Origin of the sequence: Shinella sp. SUS2, from assembly GCF_001262505.1 — a bacterium.
Lineage (GTDB): Bacteria > Pseudomonadota > Alphaproteobacteria > Rhizobiales > Rhizobiaceae > Shinella.
This window is the reverse complement of the sequence record NZ_KQ410732.1, coordinates 301388-321272: the sequence shown is the minus strand read 5'-3', so window position 1 is coordinate 321272 and position 19885 is coordinate 301388. Positions and strand designations below refer to the sequence as shown.

Sequence of the window (19885 nt, the reverse complement as noted above, 5' to 3'; positions counted from 1 at the left end):
GCAAGCCGGCCATGCGGATCGAGCAATATCTCAAGGACAGCGCAGCCCGCGACGGCGCCCAGACGGCGATCGTCTCGGGCGACGTGCGGCTCAGCTACGCGCGCTTCCTCGATCTTGCGACACGCACGGCAACGACGCTGCGCACACGCGGCGTCGAACGCGGCGACCGCGTTCTCATCCTCCTGGACAACGGCTGGCAGACCGCCGTCGCCGTCCTCGCGACCTGGATTGCGGGTGCCGTCATCTGCCCCGTCAACCCCGCGGCCAAGAGCACACGGCTCGCGCAGATCGCCCGCGACTGCACCCCCGCGCTGGTTTTCGTGGAAGGCCGCCTCGAAAGGCTGCTCGATGAAACGCCAGAGATCGCCGCGACACCTCGCATCGTGGCAGGCGGTGGCTTCGAGGCAGCGCTCGATGCCGCGCCGCTCATCGCCGACCCCCTGCCCGACACGGATCTCGCAGCACTGATCTACACATCGGGCTCGACGGGGGAACCGAAGGGCGTGATGCTCGCCCATGAGAACATGGACGCCGCTGCCCGCGCGATCACCACCTATCTCGAGAACACCGCCGCCGACACCATTCTCGTCGTGCTGCCCATGTCCTTCGGCTACGGCCTCAACCAGCTCGTCACCGCCATGCGCTGCGGTGCGACCCTGGTCATCGAGAAATCCTTCGCCTTTCCGCAGGCGATCTTCGAGAGGATCCGCGACGAGCGCGTCACCGGATTTCCCCTCGTGCCGGCCATGGCCGCCATGATGATGCAGGCGCGCGACCTCGACGCGTCGCTCTTTGCAAGCCTGCGCTACGTCACCAGCGCCGCCGCGCCCATGCCGCTCGCCCATCTCGACTGGCTGCGCGCCTTCTTGCCGCAAGTGAAACTCTATTCGATGTACGGCCAGACCGAATGCACCCGTGCGAGTTGGCTGCCGCCGGGCGATATCGATGCCCGGCGCGGTTCTGTCGGCATCGCCATACCGGGCGGCCGGGCCGAGGTCGTCGATGAGGCAGGCGCGCCTGTGTCGCCCGGCACGGTCGGCGAACTGGTGATCAGCGGGCCGCATGTCATGCGCGGCTACTGGCAGAACGAGGCCGCGACACGCCGCGCGCTGCGGCCCGATCCGCGTATGGACGGCCTGCGCCTCCACACCGGCGACCTTTTCACCGCGGATGTGGACGGCTACCTCACCTTCGTCTCCCGCATGGACGACATCATCAAGTCGCGCGGCGAGAAGGTCGCGCCGAAAGCCGTGGAAGACGTGCTCTCCCGCATGCCGGGCGTCGCGGAAGCGCTGGTCGTCGGCATTCCTCATGAGGTCCTCGGGCAGGCGGTCAAGGCTGTGGTCGTCGCCTCGGACCCGGCCCTCACCGAACGGGACGTGCTGCGCTTCTGCGCCCGCCATCTCGAGGACCACATGGTCCCGAAGCAAGTCGAATTCCGGGATTCCCTTCCCAAGACCGATTCCGGCAAGGCAAGCCGCCGGCTTGCCGCCGAACCCGCCATTACGACTGGCCAAAAGACAGGATCGCCTGCATGATCGCGCCGAAGTCCCACACGCCAACCTTTGCCCCGCTCGTGCTCGATCCCGCTGCAGAGGTAGAACGCATTACCGGCTGGATGCGTGAGCGCTTGCGCCTCGACCTGCGCAAGCGCGGCCTGGTGCTCGGCCTTTCCGGCGGCATCGATTCCAGCCTCTGCGCAGCGCTCGCCGTCAAGGCGCTCGGCGCAAAGAACGTCTTCGCCCTGTTCATGCCGGAAAACGATTCCGATCCGGAAAGCCTGCGCCTCGGGCGCAGCGTCGCCGAAACCTTCGGGATCGAGAGCATCGTCGAGGATATCGGCCCATCGCTCGCCGCCATGGGCTGTTATACGCGCCGCGACGCCTTCATCCGCGAGGCCGTGCCGGAATACGAGGCGGGCTGGGCCTCCAAGATCGTCTTCGACAACCCGATGACGACGGGCGGTTACAACATCTCCTCCCTCGTTGTGCGCGCGCCCGACGGTGAAATGCGCAAGGTGCGCCTGTCGGCGAATGCCTATCTCGGCATCGTCGCGGCGACGAACATGAAGCAGCGCACCCGCAAGCAGCTCGAGTACTACCACGCCGACCGGCTGAACTTCGCCGTGCTCGGCACGCCGAACCGGCTGGAATACGACCAGGGCTTCTTCGTCAAGAACGGCGACGGCGCCGCCGATATCAAGCCGATCGCCCACCTCTACAAGTCGCAGGTCTTCCAGCTTGCCGCCCATCTCGGCGTCCCGGCCGACATCCTGTCGCGTCCGCCCACCACCGACACCTATTCCCTGCCGCAGACACAGGAGGAGTTCTACTTCGCCCTGCCCTACGACAAGATGGACATCTGCCTCTACGGGCTGGAGAACGCCGTGCCGCCAGCGGAGATCGCCGCAGCAACGGGCCTCAAGGCAAGCGACGTCGAACTGGTCTGGACGGACATCGCCGCCAAGCGCAAGGTTGCCCGCTACCTGCATTGCCCGCCACTCGTCTTCGATGGTGCGGACTAGGTTCCGCACAACGCGCGGGCGTTGAGCAATCCCCAGCCGTAGACGGCATCCTTGCCGGGCTTGCCGATGTCCTCGGCGGATTTCATCAGCTCCGCCTCGACCGCGTCCGGCGAAAGGCCGGGCTTGGCGGTCAGGAGAACGGAGACGGCAGCGGTGACGAAGGGGGCGGCGAACGAGGTGCCGCTCTTCTGCCTTGCACCGGAAACCGACGCCGCCGTCCACACGCCGACGCCGGGCGCCGCGATATCGATATGGTCCCCCCGCACTGCGCGGCGATAGGGATTGCGCGCCTTGTCGACCGCCGTCACGGCGATCACGTGCTCATAGGCGGCGGGATAGACCGGCTCGGCATTCGGCCCGTCATTGCCGGCAGCGGCAACCATGATGATCCCCCGGCTGGCGGCGGCCGCCACCGCCCGCTCCAGCAGCATATTGGCCGGACCCGTGAGGCTTAGGTTGACGACCCGGATGTCACGCTGGACGAGAAGGTCGAGCGCACGTACGAGGTCGTAGACATTGGCGATGTCGGCGGTCTTGCGAAAACGCTGGAAAGCATCCACGGCGACGACCTCGGCCTCGGGCAGCAGGCCCGGCACGCGGCTGCCGGGTGCGCCGACCAGCAGGGCCGCGACGGCCGTGCCGTGCTGCTCGCCCGATGCCGCACCCTTTTCGTCGCCAAGGCTGAGCACCTCCAGCCGCGCCTTCGCCAGAACGGCATGGTCGGCATTGATCGCCGTGTCGATGAGGCCGATGCGTTGCGGCTTCAGGCAGGCCATGCCGCTGCCGTCACCTCCGGTCGGCCAGCCGACCATGTGGCGCACCAGGCCGCAGCTTTCCCGCACGCAGGCCGCCTTTTCGGCCTCTGCCGCCTGCGGCTGGTAGAAATGGTTGAAATCCACCGCCGCAGTGGCACTGCGGGCCGAGACGGCAGCGCGCGCAGCCTCGAGGGTCATGCCCCGGGGAACGATGAGGCGAACCATCTCGCCGCCGACCAGCGCGACCTCGATGCGGCTGTCGATGACGAAGCCGTCCTGTGTCAGGCCGGCAAGCGCGCCCTCATCGAGGCCCGCCGCGACGATCTCGTTCTGCGCCCGCTCCGGCACCACGACCGGCCGGCGCACGGGCGCGCGCCGGACCTCGCGCTCGGGACGGGAGAACAGCGGGCGCAGGATACGCGGCGTCTCCATGCGGCGGTCATCCCCGCGGCCGCCGCGATGGCTGCTGCCGCCGTCGTCATCGTCATCACCGTCGTCGCCGTCGTCGTCGTCGGCAAGGGCCATGGCCACGCCCGGCGCCAGGCTACCTTGCGGCGCAGGCAGGGCAACGACCCCGGCCATGACCAGCGCAGCGAGGAGGGAAAGGCGTACGGTTCTGTCCATAAGGCGGCTCGGCATGGTCCGTCTCCCGTGGCGACACCGGTTCATCGGTGCCACCTTCTGTTGATAGTCATCCCTGACATACGTTTGACTCGACAGCTTATTCCATGGCGTGCCAAAGAAATTGCATGACGAACACCATGCCGACGGTGCCGGAACGGCTTGTGGCCTTCCTGCCGAACCTCAGACGTTTTGCGATTTCTCTCTGCCGTTCACGGGAACTGGCCGACGACCTGGTGCAGGCCGCCTGCGAGCGGGCGATCCTCGCCGCAGACAGCTTTGCACCCGACAGCCGCTTCGACGCGTGGATGTTCCGCATCCTGCGCAATCTGTGGATCGACCACCTGCGCCGCCAGAAGACGGCCGGCCCGCATGACGACATCGACGAGGCGCTCGACGTCTCCGTGCCCTCGGGCGAGGCGGCCGCCTATGCGCGCATGGACCTCGCCGGCGTGGCCGCTGCCTTGCAGAAGCTGCCGACGGAACAGCGCGAAGTGCTGGTTCTGGTCTGCGTGGAGGACATGAGCTACCGCGATGCCGCGGAAGTGCTGGCCATTCCGATCGGCACGGTGATGAGCCGCCTTGCCCGCGCACGGAAAAATTTGATGGAGCTCACGGGAATAAGTTTCAGCGACGGGCGTTCGTCCGATACGAAAGGCGGCGTTCTATGAGCAAACAGGAATTCGACGACGAAACATTGATGGCGTTTGCCGATGGCGAACTGGACGAGGCGCAGAGCCTCGCCCTGGAAGAGGCGCTCGCCGACGACGAGGCCCTCGCCGAACGGCTCGCCGTCTTTTTCGACAGCCGCCGTCTGGTCGGCGACACCCTCAAGCCGCTGATCGACGAGCCGGTGCCGGAAGCACTGACCGTTGCGGTGCAGCGCATGGTGCAGGAGGCGGGACAGAAATCAGCACCGCCGCAGGACAATGTCGTCTCCTTCCCCGCAAGGCCACATCCGGAGCCCGTCCGGCCGGTGGCGCGGTCGTGGATGATGCCGATCGCGGCGAGCCTCGTCGCCGTCATCACCGGCGTCGTCGGCTTCACGCTCGGGCGCATGGGCCCTTCAGCGACGGATTCCGGCGCGGAGATCGCCGCCGCCCTCGATCGTGAGGCATCCGGCCGGGACGTGACGCTCGGCACTTCCGTGCTGCATGTCGTCGCCACCTTCCGCGACGAGCGCGGCGAGCTCTGCCGGGAATACCGGCTGACACAGCCGGCAAGCAACACACAGACCGTTGCCTGCCGTCAGGACGGCGCGTGGACCACGCGGCTCGCGCTGACGACGCCGCAGGCCGAAGGCTACGTGCCCGCCTCCGCACAGGAGACCGTCGACGCCTACCTCGCCTCCATCCAGGCAGGCGCGCCGCTTTCGGCCGAAGAGGAGCGCAAGGCGCTTTCTCCCTGAAAAACTACTTATACCGCCTTCCGGGCGGCCGGCGGCTCCTCCCAACAAGGGAAGGAGCCTTGCCTGCAGTTTGCGGCAGATCGAAAATCGACAAGTCATAAGGCCCCGAACGGCTCCGCTCCCACATCGGAAAGGCCGGCAGACAAGGCGTTTTGGACGTGATGCCCTGCTCAGGGCATAGGGGACGGCACAGCCAAATAGATTGATATCAATCTATTCTTGACACATACCAACCGTATGGTATGTTACCAGCATGTCCAGACCGACCAAACACGCCCCCGAACGCGGCAATGCACGAACCCGGCTCCTCGAGGCGGCCCGCGACATCATCCGCGAGAAGGGATTTGCCGCAACGAGCGTCGATGATCTCTGCAAGGCAGCCGACGTCACCAAGGGCGCCTTCTTCCATCACTTCGCCAGCAAGGAGGCGCTGGGCGTGGCGGTTGCAGAGTTCTGGACGGAGACGACGACGGCCTATTTTGCAGCCGCGCCCTATCATGCGCCGAACGACGCCCTCGCCCGGGTCCTTGCCTATGTGGCGTTCCGCAAGGCGATCATCACGGGCGCGCTGAAGGATTTCACCTGCCTCGTCGGAACGATGGCGCAGGAGGTGCACGCGAGCGCGCCCGATATTCGCGACGCCTGCGGCCGCAGCATCTTCGGTCACACGGCGACGCTGGAGGCCGATATCGAGACGGCGCGGCAAGAGCGCGGCATCGCCGCGGACTGGTCGGCCGACAGTCTGGCACGGCACATGCAGGCCGTGCTGCAGGGCGGTTTCGTCCTTGCCAAGGCCGGCAACGACCCCGTGCTCGCGCGCGAAAGCCTCGATCATCTGGAGCGATACATACGACACCTGTTCAACGCCATGGAGGATGACGCGCATGATGAGAACGACCCTGATCGGCTGCGCCTGCGGGCGGACATGCCTTGAACTGCGGGGAGACCCGATCCTCGTTTCGGAGTGCCTGTGCAACAGCTGCCGGGCCGCCGCCGGCAGGCTCGCCGCCCTTCCCGGCGCGAAGAACACACTGACCGCCTACCAGGCGACACCCGCGGCGGAGTACCGCAAGGACCGGATACAGTTCCTCTCCGGCGCGGAAACCCTCCGGGAGTTTCGCCTCTCCCCCGGCGCTGGCTCGCGCCGGGTGATCGCGACCTGCTGCAACACACCTGTTTTCCTGGAGATGAAGGGCGCGCACTGGCTGAGCCTCTACCTGCATCTGTGGCCGGAGGCGGCACGGCCGAAGGCGACGTTCCGCACGATGACCGGCGACCTTGCCAATACGTCCGGCCTGCCGGCCGACATGCCGAACCTCAAGACCCATACCGTCGCCTTCTATGCCAAGCTTCTGGCGGCATGGATCGCCATGGGCTTCCGCAATCCGAAAATCACCGTGGGAGGAACCGTCGATGCCTGAGAAAATCGAAATCGAGAACATCAACATTCCCGGCCGCACGGAGCGGGTGGACCACACGAAATACATGGCGATGCGCAAGGCGCTTCTCACCGCCCTGCCGGACACCGCGCCCGGCATGACGGTGGCGGAGGCCCAGGCCGCCCTCCTGCCCTTCCTCTCGGAAGCGGATTTTCCGGAGCGGCAGAAGGCGGGCTGGTGGATGAAGGCCGTGCAACTCGACCTTGAGGCGAAGGGCGTCATCCGGCGTGCACCGCGCAAGCCGGTGCAGCTCTACCGCCTTGCTGCCGCTGTGGCCGGCTGAACGGCATCTCCCGGCATTTTTTCGGGATGCCGGGAATAGACTGCGGCCGGCGCCGTTCCTCCTTCAATCGAACGATGAGGAGAACAGCGATGGCACTCGCCCTTCTGAAGAAACCGCAGCCCCGGCTGACCTTCCTCTGCAGCAAGGAGGACGAGGGTGTCATCCCCGCCCCGGTGCGCGCCAAGACGGCCCTGCCCGACTGGTTCCGCAAGCTGCCACCCGTCGATGCCGCCCATGTCTCTCCGACGAACAGCGGCCTGACGGTGAAACGTTGCATGCCCTTTCTCGACGCCATGGCGGCGGGATGGGTGATCGGGCTTTCCGGCACGGTCCGCATGGAGATATCCGATGGCGGCAGGACCGTGGATTGCGGCTGGGATTTCGATCGCACGCTGGTCAGCAACCATGCGAGCCACCAGGTCGCCGGCAATCCGCGCGAGCCCCTGCCGCCCTGCAAGTTCCACAACTACTGGACCATCCGCACGCCGCCGGGCTGGAGCTGCCTCTTCGTGCCGCCGCTTAACCGGGCGAACGGCGTCTTCGAGGTCGTGGCCGGCGTCGTCGACACCGATACCTACCAGTCGGAAATCCACTTCCCCTTCTTCGCCACCGGCGAGGACGGCCTGCATGTGCTCGAACGCGGCACGCCCCTCGTACAGGTCATCCCCTTCCGCCGCGAAACCTCCGACCTCGACGCTGACATCCGCGCCGAGTGCGAGGCGGAGGGCACGGTCCGCAAGACGATCCTACGCAAGACACTCGCTGCCGACGGCTGGTACCGCAAGTTCGCACGCGCACAGCGATAGCCCGCAGAAGACGAAAACTGCCCTTTCACCGCCGTTGCGCATGCAGCGGCGGCGATGCCGCATGGACGAAAAAACGATCTATGCAATTGAAAAATATTTCGTTTTTTTGGGAATAGACACCCTATCCCGCCGTTCCTCCTTTGCAGCCGGCAAGGCTGTCATTCAAAGGAGACATGCCATGAAGAAACTCATCGCAATCCTCGGCACCTTCCTCGTGGTCGGTGCGGCAGCGCCGGCCCCTGCCGTCGCGGACGATCCGGTCCAGCGGTTCCTGCAGAAGATGACGCGCAGCAACAAGGCGCACCACAGTCGCGCCTATCGTGACCGGGACGACGACCGCCGGGGCAGCTGGAGTTCCAACCGCAATTCCAACAGCAGCTCCAACAGCAGCTCCAACAGCTCGTCGAATTCCTCGCGGAACTCCAACTCCAATTCGAGTTCCAATTCGTCGAGCAATTCCTCCTCGAACAGCTCTTCCAACTCCTCGAGCGATTCGAGCTCGAACTCCTCGTCGAACTCTTCGTCCGACGACGATTGAGACCCCGCCTGAAAGACCGAAAGGAGGGCAGATCTTGGCCCTTTATGCAATCGCCCCGCCCGCACCCCACGCCGCCCGGCGTGGGGAACCGTCCCCGGTTTCGCAAGCCACCGTCCCGCTCGCCCGCGTCAAGCAGATCGTCGCGGCGATCGTGCTCGCCTTCAGCGCCATGCTGATCTTCCTGGCGATCGACGGCCTGACGCTGCCTATGCGGCTGACCCTTGCGGTCTTCGTCGCCGCAATCACCGCCTGGACTATTCTCGATCTGCCGGATACGCCGGTGGCGCTGGCCGGCGCGGCCGTGCTGGCGGCCGTCGGCGCCATCGACGAGGACGTGCTTTACCGCTCGCTCGGCAACGATATCGTCTGGCTGATGCTGGCGGCCTTCGTCGTTGCCGGTGTGCTGCGGCAGGTCGGCGTGGTCGAACAGGTCATCGCGCGCCTGCTCGCCCGGCTCAACACCGTGCAGAGCCTGTTCTGGACGCTGACGCTCCTCATCTTCGCCACCGCCTTCGTCATTCCCTCCACCTCGGCGCGCGCCGCCATGCTGGCACCGGTCTATCTCGGCCTGTCGGCGGCCATCGGCAACGGGCGGGTGAACCGTGCATTGGCGCTGCTCTTTCCCTCCGTCATCCTGCTGTCCGCCGGCGCATCGCTTATCGGCGCGGGCGCCCATCTCGTCGCTACCGACATGATGAAGAAGACGGGTGGCGAAAGCCCCGACTTCCTCGGCTGGCTCGCGCTCGCCGGCCCGTTCTCCCTCCTCTGCTCGCTGATCGCCTGCGCGGCGCTGCTGCGTCTCTTCCTGAGCCCCGAAGAGCGCAGCATGGCGCTTGCCCACCCTGCCGCGGAAGCGTCACCTACCCGCATGACACGGCGCCAGTGGACGGTGCTCGCCATCGCCGCGGCAATGGTCCTCCTTTTTGCAACGCAGCAGCTCCACGGCATCGGCATGGCGCTGATCGGCATTGCCACCGCCCTGCTGCTGACGACCGAGCGCATTTCTGGCCTTTCCCTGAAGGCCGCGCTGAAGGGCGTCGAATGGAACCTCCTGCTGTTCCTCGCCGGCACGCTCGTCATCGGCGAGGCGCTGCTCGAGACCGGAACGGCGGCCGTGCTCGCCGAGCGGGTGGTCGGACTTGCCGGCAAGGGTATCGCGGCCTGGCCCGCCCTCGTCATCGCCTTCGCGGCAATTGCCGCGACGCTGTCGCATCTCGTCATCACCTCCCGCACGGCGCGGGCGACAGTGCTCATTCCCGCCCTCGCCCTGCCGCTCGCCGCCCTTGGCGCCGATCCCGTCGCTCTCGTCATGGTCGTCACGCTGGCGAGCGGCTTCTGCCAGACGCTGATGGTGTCGGCAAAGCCCGTGGCGCTCTTCGGCGGCATGGATCCGCCGGCCTTCGGCCAGGTCGACCTCTTCCGCCTCGCCGCCATTCTGATCGTGCCGTTCGTCGGACTGCTCGTCGTCTTCGCAACGCTGATCTGGCCCTTGCAGGGTGTACCGCTGCGCTAAACAAGCGCAACACGAGGGAAAAAGGCCGCCATTGGCGGCCTTTTTTTATTTAGCCGACTAATTTTTTTCGACCCGATGGAATAGACCGCGCGCGCGCCCGTTCCTCCCCTGTCACATGGTTGTCACAGCAGAAAAGGAACGCTCCATGTCTTTCACGGTTCTTGTCGCCCCTTCCGGTTTCAAGGAAAGCCTGTCGGCGGATGAGGCAGCCGATTGCATCGCAACGGGCGTGCACCGCGCCTTCCCGAACGCCACCATCCTGAAGGCACCGATGGCCGATGGCGGGGAAGGCTTCACCAGGGCGCTCGTCAAGGCGACCGGCGGCACGCTGCATAACCTCTCGGTGACCGGTCCGATCGGTGAACCGGTCGAGGCCCATTTTGGCTTCCTCGGCGGTTGCAGCGAGCCGACCGCCGTCATCGAGATGGCCGCGGCCGCGGGTCTCAGCCTCGTGCCGCGCGACCGGCGCAACCCCTGCCTCACCACAAGCTACGGCGTCGGCGAACTGGTGCGCGCCGCACTCGACCGCGGCGCCCGCCGTATCCTGCTCGGTTGCGGCGACAGCGGCATCAACGATGGCGGCGCGGGCATGGCCGAGGCGCTCGGCATCCGGCTGCTCGACGATACGGGCGCGCCCCTCCCCCGCGGCGGAGCAGCCCTCGCCCGCCTCGCCGCCATCGACATGGCCAGCCGCGACCCGCGCCTCGACCGCGTGCGCATCGACGCGGCCGTCAACTGGCACAACCTGCTGCTCGGCGAGCGTGGCGTCGCCCGGGTCTTCGGTCCGCAGAAGGGCGCAACTCCGGCGCAAGTCGAGGTGCTTGCAAGCGCGATGGAGATCTATGCCGGCGCCATCCAGCGCACGACCGGCATCGAGGTCGGCACGGCGCCCGGTGCCGGCGCTTCCGGCGGGCTAGGCGCAGCGGTGCTCGGCCTTCTCGGCGGAAGGCTGCATCCCCGCTACGACATCGTCATGCAATATCTGGAACTCGATCGCTTCATGGCGACCGCTGACCTCGTCATCACCGCGGAAGGCAGCCTCGACGGGCAGACGCCTTTCGGCAAGGTGCCGGCCGAGGTGGCCCACCGGGCAAAGCAGATGGGCGTGCCCGTCATCGCGCTCGCCGGCACGCTCGGCAAGGGTGTACGGCTCAATTTCGAGCACGGCATCGATGCCTTCGCCTCCATCCTCAGCCGCCCCTGCTCGTTGGAAGACGCAATTTCCGGCGCCCCGAAGCTCCTGGCCCGGGCGGCGGAAGATGCCGCGCGCATGGTGATGGTCGGCATGAGCCTGCGCGATCGCCTCGACAGGGCCGCATGACGCTGGAGACGCACCACGGGACCGCACCGAGAGTATCCTGACATTGTCCACACTCTTCGCAAAGGGGCATTCCGCCCGCTTTACTTTACCGACCAGACGGTATAGTAATTTCTCGTGCTTAACGCGGTGTGGGAGGAAACACAGTGCAGCGGGATGGATTTCTGAGAACGACGGCGCTCATCGGCGCCGTCCTGTGGGGTGGCTCTGCGGCAGCGGCGGAAGTGTCGATCTTCTGCAGCTCGGCCGGGGCCGAACTCGAACTCTGCCAATCGGCCTCCGAGGCCTGGGCAAAAGAGACCGGCAACACGGTCAAGATCAACAAGATGCCGGCGAACTGGGGCGAGGCCCTGCCGCTCTACCAGCAGCTTCTCGCCGGCAAATCGGGCGACATCGACGTTCTGACGCTCGACAACATCTGGGTCGGCGCACTCGCCTCGCATCTGGTCGATCTCAAGGAAAAGGTGTCGGCAGAGGAGCTTTCGGGACATTTCGAGGCTGCGCTCGCCGACAGCACCATCGAGGGCAAGCTGCTCGCCATGCCGTGGTTCGTCGATGCCGGCCTGATGTTCTACCGCAAGGACCTGCTCGGAAAATACGGCAAGGCCGAGCCGAAGACCTGGGCGGAACTGACCGAGACGGCAAAGTCCGTCCAGGAACAGGAACGCACCGCCGGCAACAAGGACATGTGGGGCTACGTCTGGCAGGGCCGCGCCTATGAAGGCTTGACCTGCGACGCGCTCGAATGGGTCGCCTCCTATGGCGGCGGCACCTTCATCTCGCCGGACGGCGAGATCACCGCGAACAATCCGAAGGCCATCGAAGCGCTGGAACTCGCCCGCACCTGGATCGGCGGCATCAGCCCGGAAGGCGTGCTCAACTATGACGAGGAAGGTTCGCGCGGCGTCTTCGAGGCGGGCAATTCCATCTTCCACCGCAACTGGGGCTATGTCTGGGGAACCAGCCAGGCGGAAGGCTCGTCGCTGCTCGGCAAGGTCGGCGTGATGGCGCTGCCGGTCGGCGCGGAAGGCGAGAAATCCAGCGGCTGCTACGGTGCCGGCCTTCTCGGCGTCTCGAAATATGCCGACGATGTCGATGCGGCCGTCAGTCTGGTACAATACCTCACCAACGCCAAGGAACAGAAGCGCCGCGCCCTGCAGGGCTACAGCCCGACGCTGAAGGCGCTCTACCAGGATACGGAAATCCTGGAAAAGAACCCCTCGCTACGCTTTGCCGAAAAGGCCTATGCGGAAAGCGCCTCGCGGCCGTCGCAGGTCACGGGCGCCTCGTACAACCGCGTCTCGCAGCGCATCTTCAACGGCGTTCACAACGTTCTGAGCGGCAAGGAAAGCGCCGGAGACGCGCTCGCGAAGGTGAGCAGCGACCTGGAACGGCTGAAGAAGCGCGGCTGGTAACCGCCGTGGGCAATTCCGGAAGGACAGCATAGCGCCTTTGGTCCGGAGTTGCGCGAAACAGAAGCCCGAGCGTTTCGGCGGTTCGAAGAACAGTCGAAACGCTCCGGGAAACCCAAGGAAAAGACAGTGAATATCGCGATCGCACCGTGCTGCTGGGGCGTCTATTGGCCCACCGGCAACGACCTCGGCTGGACCGATTATCTCGACCGCATCGTCGCGGCCGGATACCGGCATACCGAACTCGGCCCCTACGGCTACTTCTCCACCGATCCCGCAGTGCTATCACGCGAGCTGACCAGCCGCGGCCTCTCCGTGGTCGCAGCGGCCCATGTCCACACGCTGGCGGATGCGGGGACCGCGGACGCCCTTGCGGAACGGACGCATCAGATCTGCTCTCTGCTCACGGCCGTCGGTGGCACACATTTCATCCTGATGGATGAATCCGAATTCTACCCGAAGGACCAGATGGGTATTGTCGACGAGGCCGGCTGGCGCACCGTCGTCGAACTGACCCTACTCTCCGCCCGGATCGTGCGGGACTACGGTCTGCGGTTCAGCTTCCACCCGCATGTCGGCACCTGCGTCGAACATGAGGACCAGATCGATCGGCTTCTTGCGGAGACCGATCCCGATCTCGTCGGCCTCTGCCTCGATACCGGCCACCACGCCTATTGGAAAGCCGATCCGAAGGCGTTCTTCCTGCGGCACACGGCACGCATCAATGCCATCCATCTCAAGAATGTCGACGGCGCCTTCCGCGACAGGGTGCTGGCGGAGAACATCCATTGCGACCGCGCCTTCGAGGACGGCATCATGACGGATCTCGACCGCGGCGCCGTCGACATCGCCGATTTTCTCGAGACGCTGCTGGCGAGCGGCTATGACGGCCCGCTGGTCGTCGAACAGGATCTTGCGCCGAAACACCCCGAGACGCCGGAGGCGATCGCCACGCGCAACTTCACCTTCGTCTCGACCCTGCTTGCGGGACGGAGCGGCCGATGAAGACCCTGATCCACGACACGCCCGAGGCAATCGGCGCGCATCTCGCCGCCCGCATCCTCGCGGAGATCCGTGCCGCCAATGCCGCCGGGCGACCTTATGTGCTCGGCTGCCCGGGCGGGCGAAGCCCGATGCCGGTCTATCAGGCGCTGGAGCGCCAGCTCGCCGCCGCGCCCGTCGATTGTTCGCATCTCGTCATCGCGATGATGGACGAATATCTGCTGCCCGGTGGCGCCGGCCTCTTTCCTCCAGCCGCCAGCGTGCACTACTCCTGCCGCGGCTTCGGCGAACGGGAGATCGTCGGTCGCATCAACCGGGCGCTGCCGGACGGCCTGCGCATGCCGGAGGCAAACTTCCACATGCCTGCCATCGCCGAGCCGGAAGCCTATGACGGCATGCTCGCAGCTCTCGGCGGCATCGACCTGTTCCTGCTCGCCTCCGGCGCCGGCGACGGCCATATCGCCTTCAACCCACCCGGCTCCGCCCGCGAGAGCCGCACCCGCATCGTCACGCTCGCCGAGCAGACGCGGCGCGACAATCTTGCGACCTTCCCGGAATTCCGCGGTATCGAGGACGTGCCGACCCACGGCCTCACTATCGGCATCGGCTCCATCGCCGCGCTGTCCAAGGCCGTCGCGATGATCGTCTGGGGTGACGGCAAGCGCGAGGCCTTCCGCCGCCTTTCGGGCGCAGAAGCCTACGATCCGTCCTGGCCGGCGACCATTCTCGCCGAGTGCCGGAACGGCGAGCTCCACGCCGATACGGCCGCCGGAGCGCAACCATGACACGGCACGCGATCGGGGTCGATGTCGGCGGCACCAAGACGAAGGCCTGCATCGTCAGGCTTTCGGACGGCGCGGTCGTCGCCGAGCGCACCGAGGCGACGCCCTGCCAGGACGGCGGCAGCGCGGTGCTCGATCTCGTCTGCCACCTCGCGGCAACCATGCAGGATCGCGCACGCGGGCAGCCCCTCGACATCGCGGCCCTCGGCATCTGCCTGCCGGAACTCGTGACACGGGACGGCGAGCCGGCCTCTGCCTGGAATTTCGACTGGCGCGGCCTCGACTACCGCACCCGGCTTGGCGCCGTCGCCCCCTTGCACATCGACAGCGACGTGCGCGCCGCCGCCTTCGCCGAGGGCTGGATGGGCGCCGGCAGGGGCGTCGATCCCTTCGTCTACGCCACCATCTCCACCGGCCTCTCCCATTCGCTGGTCATCGGCGGCACGCCCTATGAAGGCGCCCGCGGCTTCGCCATCCATTTCTCCGGCAGCGATATCGTCGCCTTTGACGGTGAGGGCCGCGCGGTGCGGCACAATCTGGAACTTTTTGCCGGCGGCAAGGCTCTCGGCGAGCGCTATGGTGCGATCACCGGGCGCCCGGATGCCTCCGCACTGGCGCTTTTCGAAGCCGAGGCGACGGACCCGCGCGCCGCGGAGATGGTCGCCAATGCACTCCTTTCGCTCGCCTCCTATCTCGGCCAGCTCATCAACACGCTCGACCCCGCCCTGCTCGTCCTTGGCGGCGGCATCGGCAGCGACCCCAAGGTGACGCCGCGGCTTGCCGCACTGACGCGCGAGTTCATCTGGGCGGACGGAGCGCGCGACATGCCGATCGTGCCGAGCCTCATCGGTGACACGGCCTGCGCCATCGGCGTGGCAGCGCTGGCAGCCCGGGCGCACGAAAAAATAGCGAAAAAGACACTCAGCAAGATGGAACGGCCATGAGCGGTATAGATCTCATCAATGTCGTCAAACGGTTCGGCGCGCTGACGGTCATCGACGGCGTTAATCTCGAGATTGCCGAGGGCGAGTTCGTCGTCTTCGTCGGCCCCTCGGGCTGCGGCAAGTCCACGCTGCTGCGCATGATCGCGGGGTTGGAGGAAATTTCCGACGGCGAGCTGCGCATCGCTGATAGCCGCATGAACGAGACGCCGCCGGCAAAACGCAACATCGCCATGGTCTTCCAGTCCTACGCGCTCTATCCGCATATGAATGTCGAACGCAATCTCGGCTTCGCCCTGGAAACCGCCCGACTTCCCGCCGCCGAAATCCGCGAGCGCGTCACGAAGGCCGCAAAATTCCTCAAGATCGACCACCTGCTCGACCGCCGCCCCGCCCAGCTTTCCGGCGGACAGCAGCAGCGTGTCGCCATCGGTCGCGCCCTCGTGCGCCAGCAGAAGCTCTTCCTGTTCGACGAACCGCTCTCCAACCTCGATGCGGACCTGCGCATGGAGATGCGCGTGGAAATTGCCCGCATCCACCGCGAGGTGAAGGCCACCACGGTCTATGTCACCCACGACCAGATGGAGGCAATGACGCTCGCCGATCGCATCGTCGTGCTGAAGGACGGCCGCATCGCGCAGGTCGGCACCCCCATGGAGCTCTACGAGCGTCCGGCCAACCGTTTCGTCGCCAGTTTCATCGGCTCACCGCGCATGAATTTCCTCCCGGGAACGCTGGGGCGGGAAGGTGAGGAAAGCGTGCTGTCGCTATCCGGCAGAAGCTATCGCCTTCCCGCCCATGACTATGCCGGCTACGTCAGCCTCGGCATCCGCCCGGAAGACCTGATCCTCGGTGGCGGCGAGGCGACGCTGGAGGCCGAGGTCTTGCTCGTCGAGCCGCTCGGCGGGGAATCCCTCGTCCATCTCACCGTCGGCGACGGGCGTTCGATCGTCGTCAAGGCACAGGGCAAGCCGGATATCCGGCCTGGCACCACCATCGCCGTCGGCTGGAACCACGCGCGTGCGCATCTCTTCGACAAGGAAGAGTGCACGATCAAGCCGGGGAGGATGTGACATGGCGACGGGAGCAATACGCATCGGCCTCAATGCCAAGCGGGCGCGTACGGCCTGGCTGTTCCTCGCACCGAGCCTCCTCGTGCTCTTCGCCGTGGCGCTGTGGCCGCTCGGGCGGACCTTCCTCTTCTCCTTCACCGATGCCTTCCTCACCGAACCCGACATCTACGACTATATCGGCCTCGAAAACTATTTCACGCTGTTCGAGGATCCGCTGTGGTGGCAGTCGGTCCGCAACACGCTCTATTTCACCGTCATTTCGGTCTCCATCGAGACAGCGCTGGGACTTGCCATCGCGCTTTTGCTGAACGCCCACATTTCCGGCCGCGGCTTCATGCGCGCAGTCATCCTCATTCCCTGGTCCATCCCCGTCGTCGTCAGCGCGCGCATGTGGCAGTGGATGCTGCATGACCAGTTCGGCATCCTCAACCATGTGCTGAAGCTCATGGGCCTCATCGACAACGGCATCGCCTGGACGGCCAATCCCGATCTCGTGATGCCCGTCATCATCGCCGTCGACGTCTGGATCACCACGCCCTTCATGGTGCTGCTCATCCTTGCCGGCCTGCAGATGCTGCCCAAAAGCATCTACGAGGCCGCCTCGATCGACGGTGTGTCGGAATGGCGGCAGTTCACCGCGCTCACCCTGCCGCTGCTTGCGCCCAGCATCGCCGTCGCGGTGCTGTTCCGGCTGCTCGATGCGCTGCGCATGTTCGACCTCAGCTTCGTGCTGTCCTCGAACAGCGACGACACCAAGACCGTGTCGATCTACGCCCGCGAGGTACTGGTCAATTTCCAGGACATGGGCGTCGGCTCGGCGGCAAGCGCCGCAATCTTCCTGATGATCGCCGTGGTGACGGCGATCTACGTGACCGTCTTCCGGCTCAACCGCAAGCTCCTGGGGGTGTGACATGGTGCGCAGTTCAACGGGCAGGCGCCTTCATCGCATCGCAATCTACACGCTCTTTGCCGTGGTCGCGCTCTACACGCTGTTTCCCTTCTACTGGATGATCGCCTCCTCGCTGAAATCCGGCCAGGCGATCTTCGACGTCACCTTCCTGCCCGACCTGAAGTTCAACAATTACGAGGCGATCCTGTCGGACGGCGTGTTCCTGCGCAGCCTGCTGAATTCGCTCATCGTCGCCGCCTCCGTCGTGGCGCTCTCGCTGGGGCTGGCAATCGCGGCGGCCTATGCGCTGGGCCGCATCGATTTCCGCGGCCACTCGCCGATCATGTTCCTCTTCCTCGCCGTCTCGATGTTCCCGCAGATCGCCCTGCTGTCAGGCCTCTTCGAGATGATCCGCTGGCTCGGCCTCTACAACACGCTCGGCTCGCTGATCTTCGCCTACATGATCTTCACGCTGCCCTTCAACATCTGGGTGCTGACGACCTTCATGCGCAGCCTGCCGCGACAGATCGAGGAGGCCGCCATCATGGACGGCTGCTCGCCGCTGCGCATCGTGCGCTGCATCTTCCTGCCGATGATGGGGCCAGCGCTGATCTCGACGGGCCTGCTCGCCTTCATCGCCTCGTGGAACGAGTTCCTGTTCGCGCTGACCTTTATCCTCACGGACGAAAACCGCACCGTACCGGTGGCCATCGCCCTCATTTCAGGCTCCAGCCGCTACGAGTTCCCCTATGGCGCGATCATGGCCGCGTCGACCATCGTCACCGTGCCGCTGATCGTGCTGGCACTGCTCTTCCAGAAATACATCGTTTCCGGCCTCACGGCCGGGGCGGTCAAGGGATAGGCCCCTTCCGGGGCAGAAAGGTCTTTTCCATGCGTATCGTCCGTGTCGGCCTCATCGGCCTTGGCGAGGTGAGCCAGCTCATGCACCTGCCGATCCTTGCCGATCATCGTCACCTCTTCGAGGTCGCCGGCGTCTTCGATGTCTCGCCGAGCCTCACCGCGCACTGCGTAGGCCGCTATCCGGGCGCCCGCGCCTATGAGAGCGCCGAAGCGCTGCTCGCGGCATCCGATATCGACGCCGTCTTCATCCTGACGCCCGACCAGACGCACCGCCACTATCTCGACCTGGCGCTGAAGGCCGGTAAGGACGTCTTCCTCGAAAAGCCCGCCTGCCTGACGCTCGGCGAGATCGACGACGTCCTGCCGCTTGCCGAAAAATCCGGCCGCCTCGTCTTCGTCGCCTATATGCGGCGCTATTCGGCAAGCTTCCTGAAGGCCAAGGAGATGATGCCGGCGCAGGAGGCGCTGCGCTATGTGCGCGTGCGCGACCTCATCTGCGAAGGCCCGTTCTTCATCCGCCAGACGCGCAACATCTTCTATCCGAGCGATCTCGACGGCGCCTTCCTCGCGCAGTCCCGGGCCGAGACCGAGGCGCTCCTGCGCGACGTCGCCGGCAAGGACGCTTCGCCCAGCCTGATGCGCGCCTACCAGGTGCTGACCGGCCTCTCCTCGCACAGCCTCTCGGCCATGCGCGAACTGATCGGCCTGCCGCACCGGGTCATCGCCGCCCATCACAAGCAGAACGGCGAGCAGATCGTCGCGCTCTTCGACTACGGCCACTTCACTGCGATCTACGAGGCGCTGATCGACAATGTCGCGCGTTTCGACGCCCGCATCGAGGTCTATTCCGACCGCCGCCGTCTCAGCTTCGGCTATGACACGCCGTACATCCGCAACCTGCCGACATCGCTGGAGGTCACGGACTCGACCGACACGGAAACCGAAACCCGCACCTTCGGCCCGAACTATACCGACCCCTTCGCCATCGAACTGCGCACCTTCCACGATCATCTCGTGAACGGCACAGCGCCGAAGACGACACTCGGCGATTCCCGCCAGGACCTTGCTTTGATGGCGGAAATCGTCGGTCGCCTGCGCGAAAGTTCGTCGCTATAGCGGGAAGACCAGCAACAGCATCGAGGTTCGACATGGCAAGACGTGGCACCGCCCGGGAACGCATTCTCAGCGCCGCTGAGGAAATCATCGTCAAGGAAGGCGTTTCCTCGCTCACTTTCGACAAGGTGGCGGAGGTGACCGGGCTTTCGAAGGGCGGCATCCTCTATCACTTCGCCAGCAAGGATGCGCTGGTGCGCGCCATGGTCGAACGCTTCGTCTATCGCTTCGAGACCGGTCTTTCCGGCCTCGAAGGTGAGGACGAGGAACCGCATGGCCGCTACACCCGCGCTTATGTGAAGGCCACCATGGGCGGGGCCGCCAGCACCGGCGACCAGTACGACCGTCTCGGCGCCAGCATCACCGCAGCGCTGTCGAACTTTCCCGACCTGCTCGAAATCGTCCACCAGCAGAACATCCGTTGCCAGGCTTCCGTCGAAGCGGACGGCCTGGACCCGGTCGAAGCGACGATCATCCGCCTCGCCATCGAGGGCATGTGGATGGCCGAAGTGTTCAACGTCATGCATCTCGACCCCGCCACGAAACAGGCCGTCATCGACCGGCTGATCGCGCGCACGCGCCCGGCGGGCGCCGCCCCCTAGCTTTC

At 65.6% G+C, this 19885-nt stretch carries 21 protein-coding genes; 20 read left to right on the top strand and 1 reads right to left on the bottom strand.

The window, feature by feature from the left end; all coding sequences use genetic code 11:
* Positions 1 to 11 precede the first annotated feature (11 nt).
* Together AKG11_RS17680 and nadE are read left to right on the top strand one after the other, a co-directional pair.
* Positions 12 to 1538 carry a class I adenylate-forming enzyme family protein gene (locus AKG11_RS17680; protein ID WP_050744825.1) on the top strand — a complete coding sequence of 509 codons (1527 nt, stop codon included), beginning with the start codon at positions 12 to 14 and terminating at the stop codon, positions 1536 to 1538.
* A complete protein-coding gene (gene nadE, locus AKG11_RS17675) occupies positions 1535 to 2524 on the top strand; it encodes an NAD(+) synthase (protein ID WP_050744824.1) in 990 nt (329 codons plus the stop codon). The genes AKG11_RS17680 and nadE overlap by 4 nt, the downstream gene beginning before the upstream one ends.
* Here the strand turns inward: nadE and AKG11_RS17670 are convergent.
* Positions 2521 to 3918, bottom strand: a complete 1398-nt coding sequence (locus AKG11_RS17670; protein WP_245290125.1) for a S8 family serine peptidase — start codon at positions 3916 to 3918, stop codon at positions 2521 to 2523. The two genes, nadE and AKG11_RS17670, sit on opposite strands and share 4 nt — an antisense overlap.
* Positions 3919 to 4028: 110 nt before the next feature.
* Between AKG11_RS17670 and AKG11_RS17665 the strand changes: the two genes are divergently transcribed.
* The 18 genes from AKG11_RS17665 to AKG11_RS17580 all read left to right on the top strand — a co-directional run bounded on the left by AKG11_RS17665 (position 4029) and on the right by AKG11_RS17580 (position 19880).
* Positions 4029 to 4571: an RNA polymerase sigma factor gene (locus AKG11_RS17665; protein ID WP_050744823.1), complete on the top strand. Its 543-nt coding sequence runs from the start codon at positions 4029 to 4031 to the stop codon at positions 4569 to 4571.
* Entirely contained in the window at positions 4568 to 5308 is a 741-nt protein-coding gene (locus AKG11_RS17660) for an anti-sigma factor family protein (RefSeq protein ID WP_050744822.1), read from the top strand. The genes AKG11_RS17665 and AKG11_RS17660 overlap by 4 nt, the downstream gene beginning before the upstream one ends.
* A 253-nt stretch (positions 5309 to 5561) precedes the next feature.
* Positions 5562 to 6242, top strand: coding sequence for a TetR/AcrR family transcriptional regulator (locus AKG11_RS17655; RefSeq protein ID WP_050744821.1), 681 nt, complete (start codon positions 5562 to 5564; stop codon positions 6240 to 6242).
* The gene (locus tag AKG11_RS17650; protein ID WP_050744820.1) at positions 6193 to 6729 is read left to right on the top strand and encodes a GFA family protein; all 537 of its coding nucleotides are present in this window, start codon (positions 6193 to 6195) and stop codon (positions 6727 to 6729) included. The genes AKG11_RS17655 and AKG11_RS17650 overlap by 50 nt, the downstream gene beginning before the upstream one ends.
* Positions 6722 to 7030 (top strand): DUF6958 family protein, encoded by a 309-nt coding sequence (locus tag AKG11_RS17645; RefSeq protein ID WP_050744819.1) that lies wholly within the window; start codon positions 6722 to 6724, stop codon positions 7028 to 7030. The genes AKG11_RS17650 and AKG11_RS17645 overlap by 8 nt, the downstream gene beginning before the upstream one ends.
* Positions 7031 to 7119: 89 nt before the next feature.
* Positions 7120 to 7836 (top strand): DUF6065 family protein, encoded by a 717-nt coding sequence (locus AKG11_RS17640; protein ID WP_050744818.1) that lies wholly within the window; start codon positions 7120 to 7122, stop codon positions 7834 to 7836.
* 178 nt (positions 7837 to 8014) lie between these two features.
* Complete coding sequence (locus AKG11_RS35140; protein ID WP_082342475.1) at positions 8015 to 8374, top strand: hypothetical protein; 360 nt, start codon at positions 8015 to 8017, stop codon at positions 8372 to 8374.
* A 34-nt stretch (positions 8375 to 8408) separates the two neighbouring features.
* A complete protein-coding gene (locus tag AKG11_RS17630; RefSeq protein WP_245290126.1) occupies positions 8409 to 9887 on the top strand; it encodes an SLC13 family permease in 1479 nt (492 codons plus the stop codon).
* 145 nt (positions 9888 to 10032) lie between these two features.
* A complete protein-coding gene (locus AKG11_RS17625) occupies positions 10033 to 11208 on the top strand; it encodes a glycerate kinase family protein (protein WP_050744975.1) in 1176 nt (391 codons plus the stop codon).
* 143 nt (positions 11209 to 11351) lie between these two features.
* Positions 11352 to 12620, top strand: a complete 1269-nt coding sequence (locus AKG11_RS17620; RefSeq protein ID WP_050744817.1) for an ABC transporter substrate-binding protein — start codon at positions 11352 to 11354, stop codon at positions 12618 to 12620.
* Between the two features lie 126 nt (positions 12621 to 12746).
* Positions 12747 to 13622 (top strand): sugar phosphate isomerase/epimerase family protein, encoded by an 876-nt coding sequence (locus tag AKG11_RS17615; protein WP_050744816.1) that lies wholly within the window; start codon positions 12747 to 12749, stop codon positions 13620 to 13622.
* A complete protein-coding gene (locus AKG11_RS17610; protein WP_050744815.1) occupies positions 13619 to 14404 on the top strand; it encodes a 6-phosphogluconolactonase in 786 nt (261 codons plus the stop codon). Before AKG11_RS17615 ends, AKG11_RS17610 begins: the two co-directional genes overlap by 4 nt.
* Positions 14401 to 15345 (top strand): ROK family protein, encoded by a 945-nt coding sequence (locus AKG11_RS17605; RefSeq protein WP_050744814.1) that lies wholly within the window; start codon positions 14401 to 14403, stop codon positions 15343 to 15345. Before AKG11_RS17610 ends, AKG11_RS17605 begins: the two co-directional genes overlap by 4 nt.
* Positions 15342 to 16415, top strand: coding sequence for an ABC transporter ATP-binding protein (locus AKG11_RS17600; protein ID WP_050744813.1), 1074 nt, complete (start codon positions 15342 to 15344; stop codon positions 16413 to 16415). Before AKG11_RS17605 ends, AKG11_RS17600 begins: the two co-directional genes overlap by 4 nt.
* A 1-nt stretch (position 16416) precedes the next feature.
* Positions 16417 to 17325, top strand: a complete 909-nt coding sequence (locus tag AKG11_RS17595) for a carbohydrate ABC transporter permease (RefSeq protein WP_050744812.1) — start codon at positions 16417 to 16419, stop codon at positions 17323 to 17325.
* 1 nt (position 17326) lies between these two features.
* Positions 17327 to 18166 carry a carbohydrate ABC transporter permease gene (locus AKG11_RS17590; RefSeq protein WP_050744811.1) on the top strand — a complete coding sequence of 280 codons (840 nt, stop codon included), beginning with the start codon at positions 17327 to 17329 and terminating at the stop codon, positions 18164 to 18166.
* A gap of 29 nt (positions 18167 to 18195) precedes the next feature.
* Complete coding sequence (locus AKG11_RS17585) at positions 18196 to 19281, top strand: Gfo/Idh/MocA family protein (protein WP_050744810.1); 1086 nt, start codon at positions 18196 to 18198, stop codon at positions 19279 to 19281.
* A 32-nt stretch (positions 19282 to 19313) separates the two neighbouring features.
* Complete coding sequence (locus AKG11_RS17580) at positions 19314 to 19880, top strand: TetR/AcrR family transcriptional regulator (protein ID WP_050744809.1); 567 nt, start codon at positions 19314 to 19316, stop codon at positions 19878 to 19880.
* Positions 19881 to 19885: the final 5 nt, after the last annotated feature.

Excerpts from the sequence above, each read along its gene's own strand:
- AKG11_RS17680 (WP_050744825.1), top strand. The coding sequence starts at position 12 with ATGCGGATCGAGCAATATCTCAAGGACAGCGCAGCCCGCGACGGCGCC.
- nadE (WP_050744824.1), top strand. The coding sequence starts at position 1,535 with ATGATCGCGCCGAAGTCCCACACGCCAACCTTTGCCCCGCTCGTGCTC.
- AKG11_RS17670 (WP_245290125.1), bottom strand. The coding sequence starts at position 3,918 with ATGCCGAGCCGCCTTATGGACAGAACCGTACGCCTTTCCCTCCTCGCT.
- AKG11_RS17665 (WP_050744823.1), top strand. The coding sequence starts at position 4,029 with ATGACGAACACCATGCCGACGGTGCCGGAACGGCTTGTGGCCTTCCTG.
- AKG11_RS17660 (WP_050744822.1), top strand. The coding sequence starts at position 4,568 with ATGAGCAAACAGGAATTCGACGACGAAACATTGATGGCGTTTGCCGAT.
- AKG11_RS17655 (WP_050744821.1), top strand. The coding sequence starts at position 5,562 with ATGTCCAGACCGACCAAACACGCCCCCGAACGCGGCAATGCACGAACC.
- AKG11_RS17650 (WP_050744820.1), top strand. The coding sequence starts at position 6,193 with ATGATGAGAACGACCCTGATCGGCTGCGCCTGCGGGCGGACATGCCTT.
- AKG11_RS17645 (WP_050744819.1), top strand. The coding sequence starts at position 6,722 with ATGCCTGAGAAAATCGAAATCGAGAACATCAACATTCCCGGCCGCACG.
- AKG11_RS17640 (WP_050744818.1), top strand. The coding sequence starts at position 7,120 with ATGGCACTCGCCCTTCTGAAGAAACCGCAGCCCCGGCTGACCTTCCTC.
- AKG11_RS35140 (WP_082342475.1), top strand. The coding sequence starts at position 8,015 with ATGAAGAAACTCATCGCAATCCTCGGCACCTTCCTCGTGGTCGGTGCG.
- AKG11_RS17625 (WP_050744975.1), top strand. The coding sequence starts at position 10,033 with ATGTCTTTCACGGTTCTTGTCGCCCCTTCCGGTTTCAAGGAAAGCCTG.
- AKG11_RS17610 (WP_050744815.1), top strand. The coding sequence starts at position 13,619 with ATGAAGACCCTGATCCACGACACGCCCGAGGCAATCGGCGCGCATCTC.
- AKG11_RS17605 (WP_050744814.1), top strand. The coding sequence starts at position 14,401 with ATGACACGGCACGCGATCGGGGTCGATGTCGGCGGCACCAAGACGAAG.
- AKG11_RS17600 (WP_050744813.1), top strand. The coding sequence starts at position 15,342 with ATGAGCGGTATAGATCTCATCAATGTCGTCAAACGGTTCGGCGCGCTG.
- AKG11_RS17595 (WP_050744812.1), top strand. The coding sequence starts at position 16,417 with ATGGCGACGGGAGCAATACGCATCGGCCTCAATGCCAAGCGGGCGCGT.
- AKG11_RS17590 (WP_050744811.1), top strand. The coding sequence starts at position 17,327 with ATGGTGCGCAGTTCAACGGGCAGGCGCCTTCATCGCATCGCAATCTAC.
- AKG11_RS17585 (WP_050744810.1), top strand. The coding sequence starts at position 18,196 with ATGCGTATCGTCCGTGTCGGCCTCATCGGCCTTGGCGAGGTGAGCCAG.
- AKG11_RS17580 (WP_050744809.1), top strand. The coding sequence starts at position 19,314 with ATGGCAAGACGTGGCACCGCCCGGGAACGCATTCTCAGCGCCGCTGAG.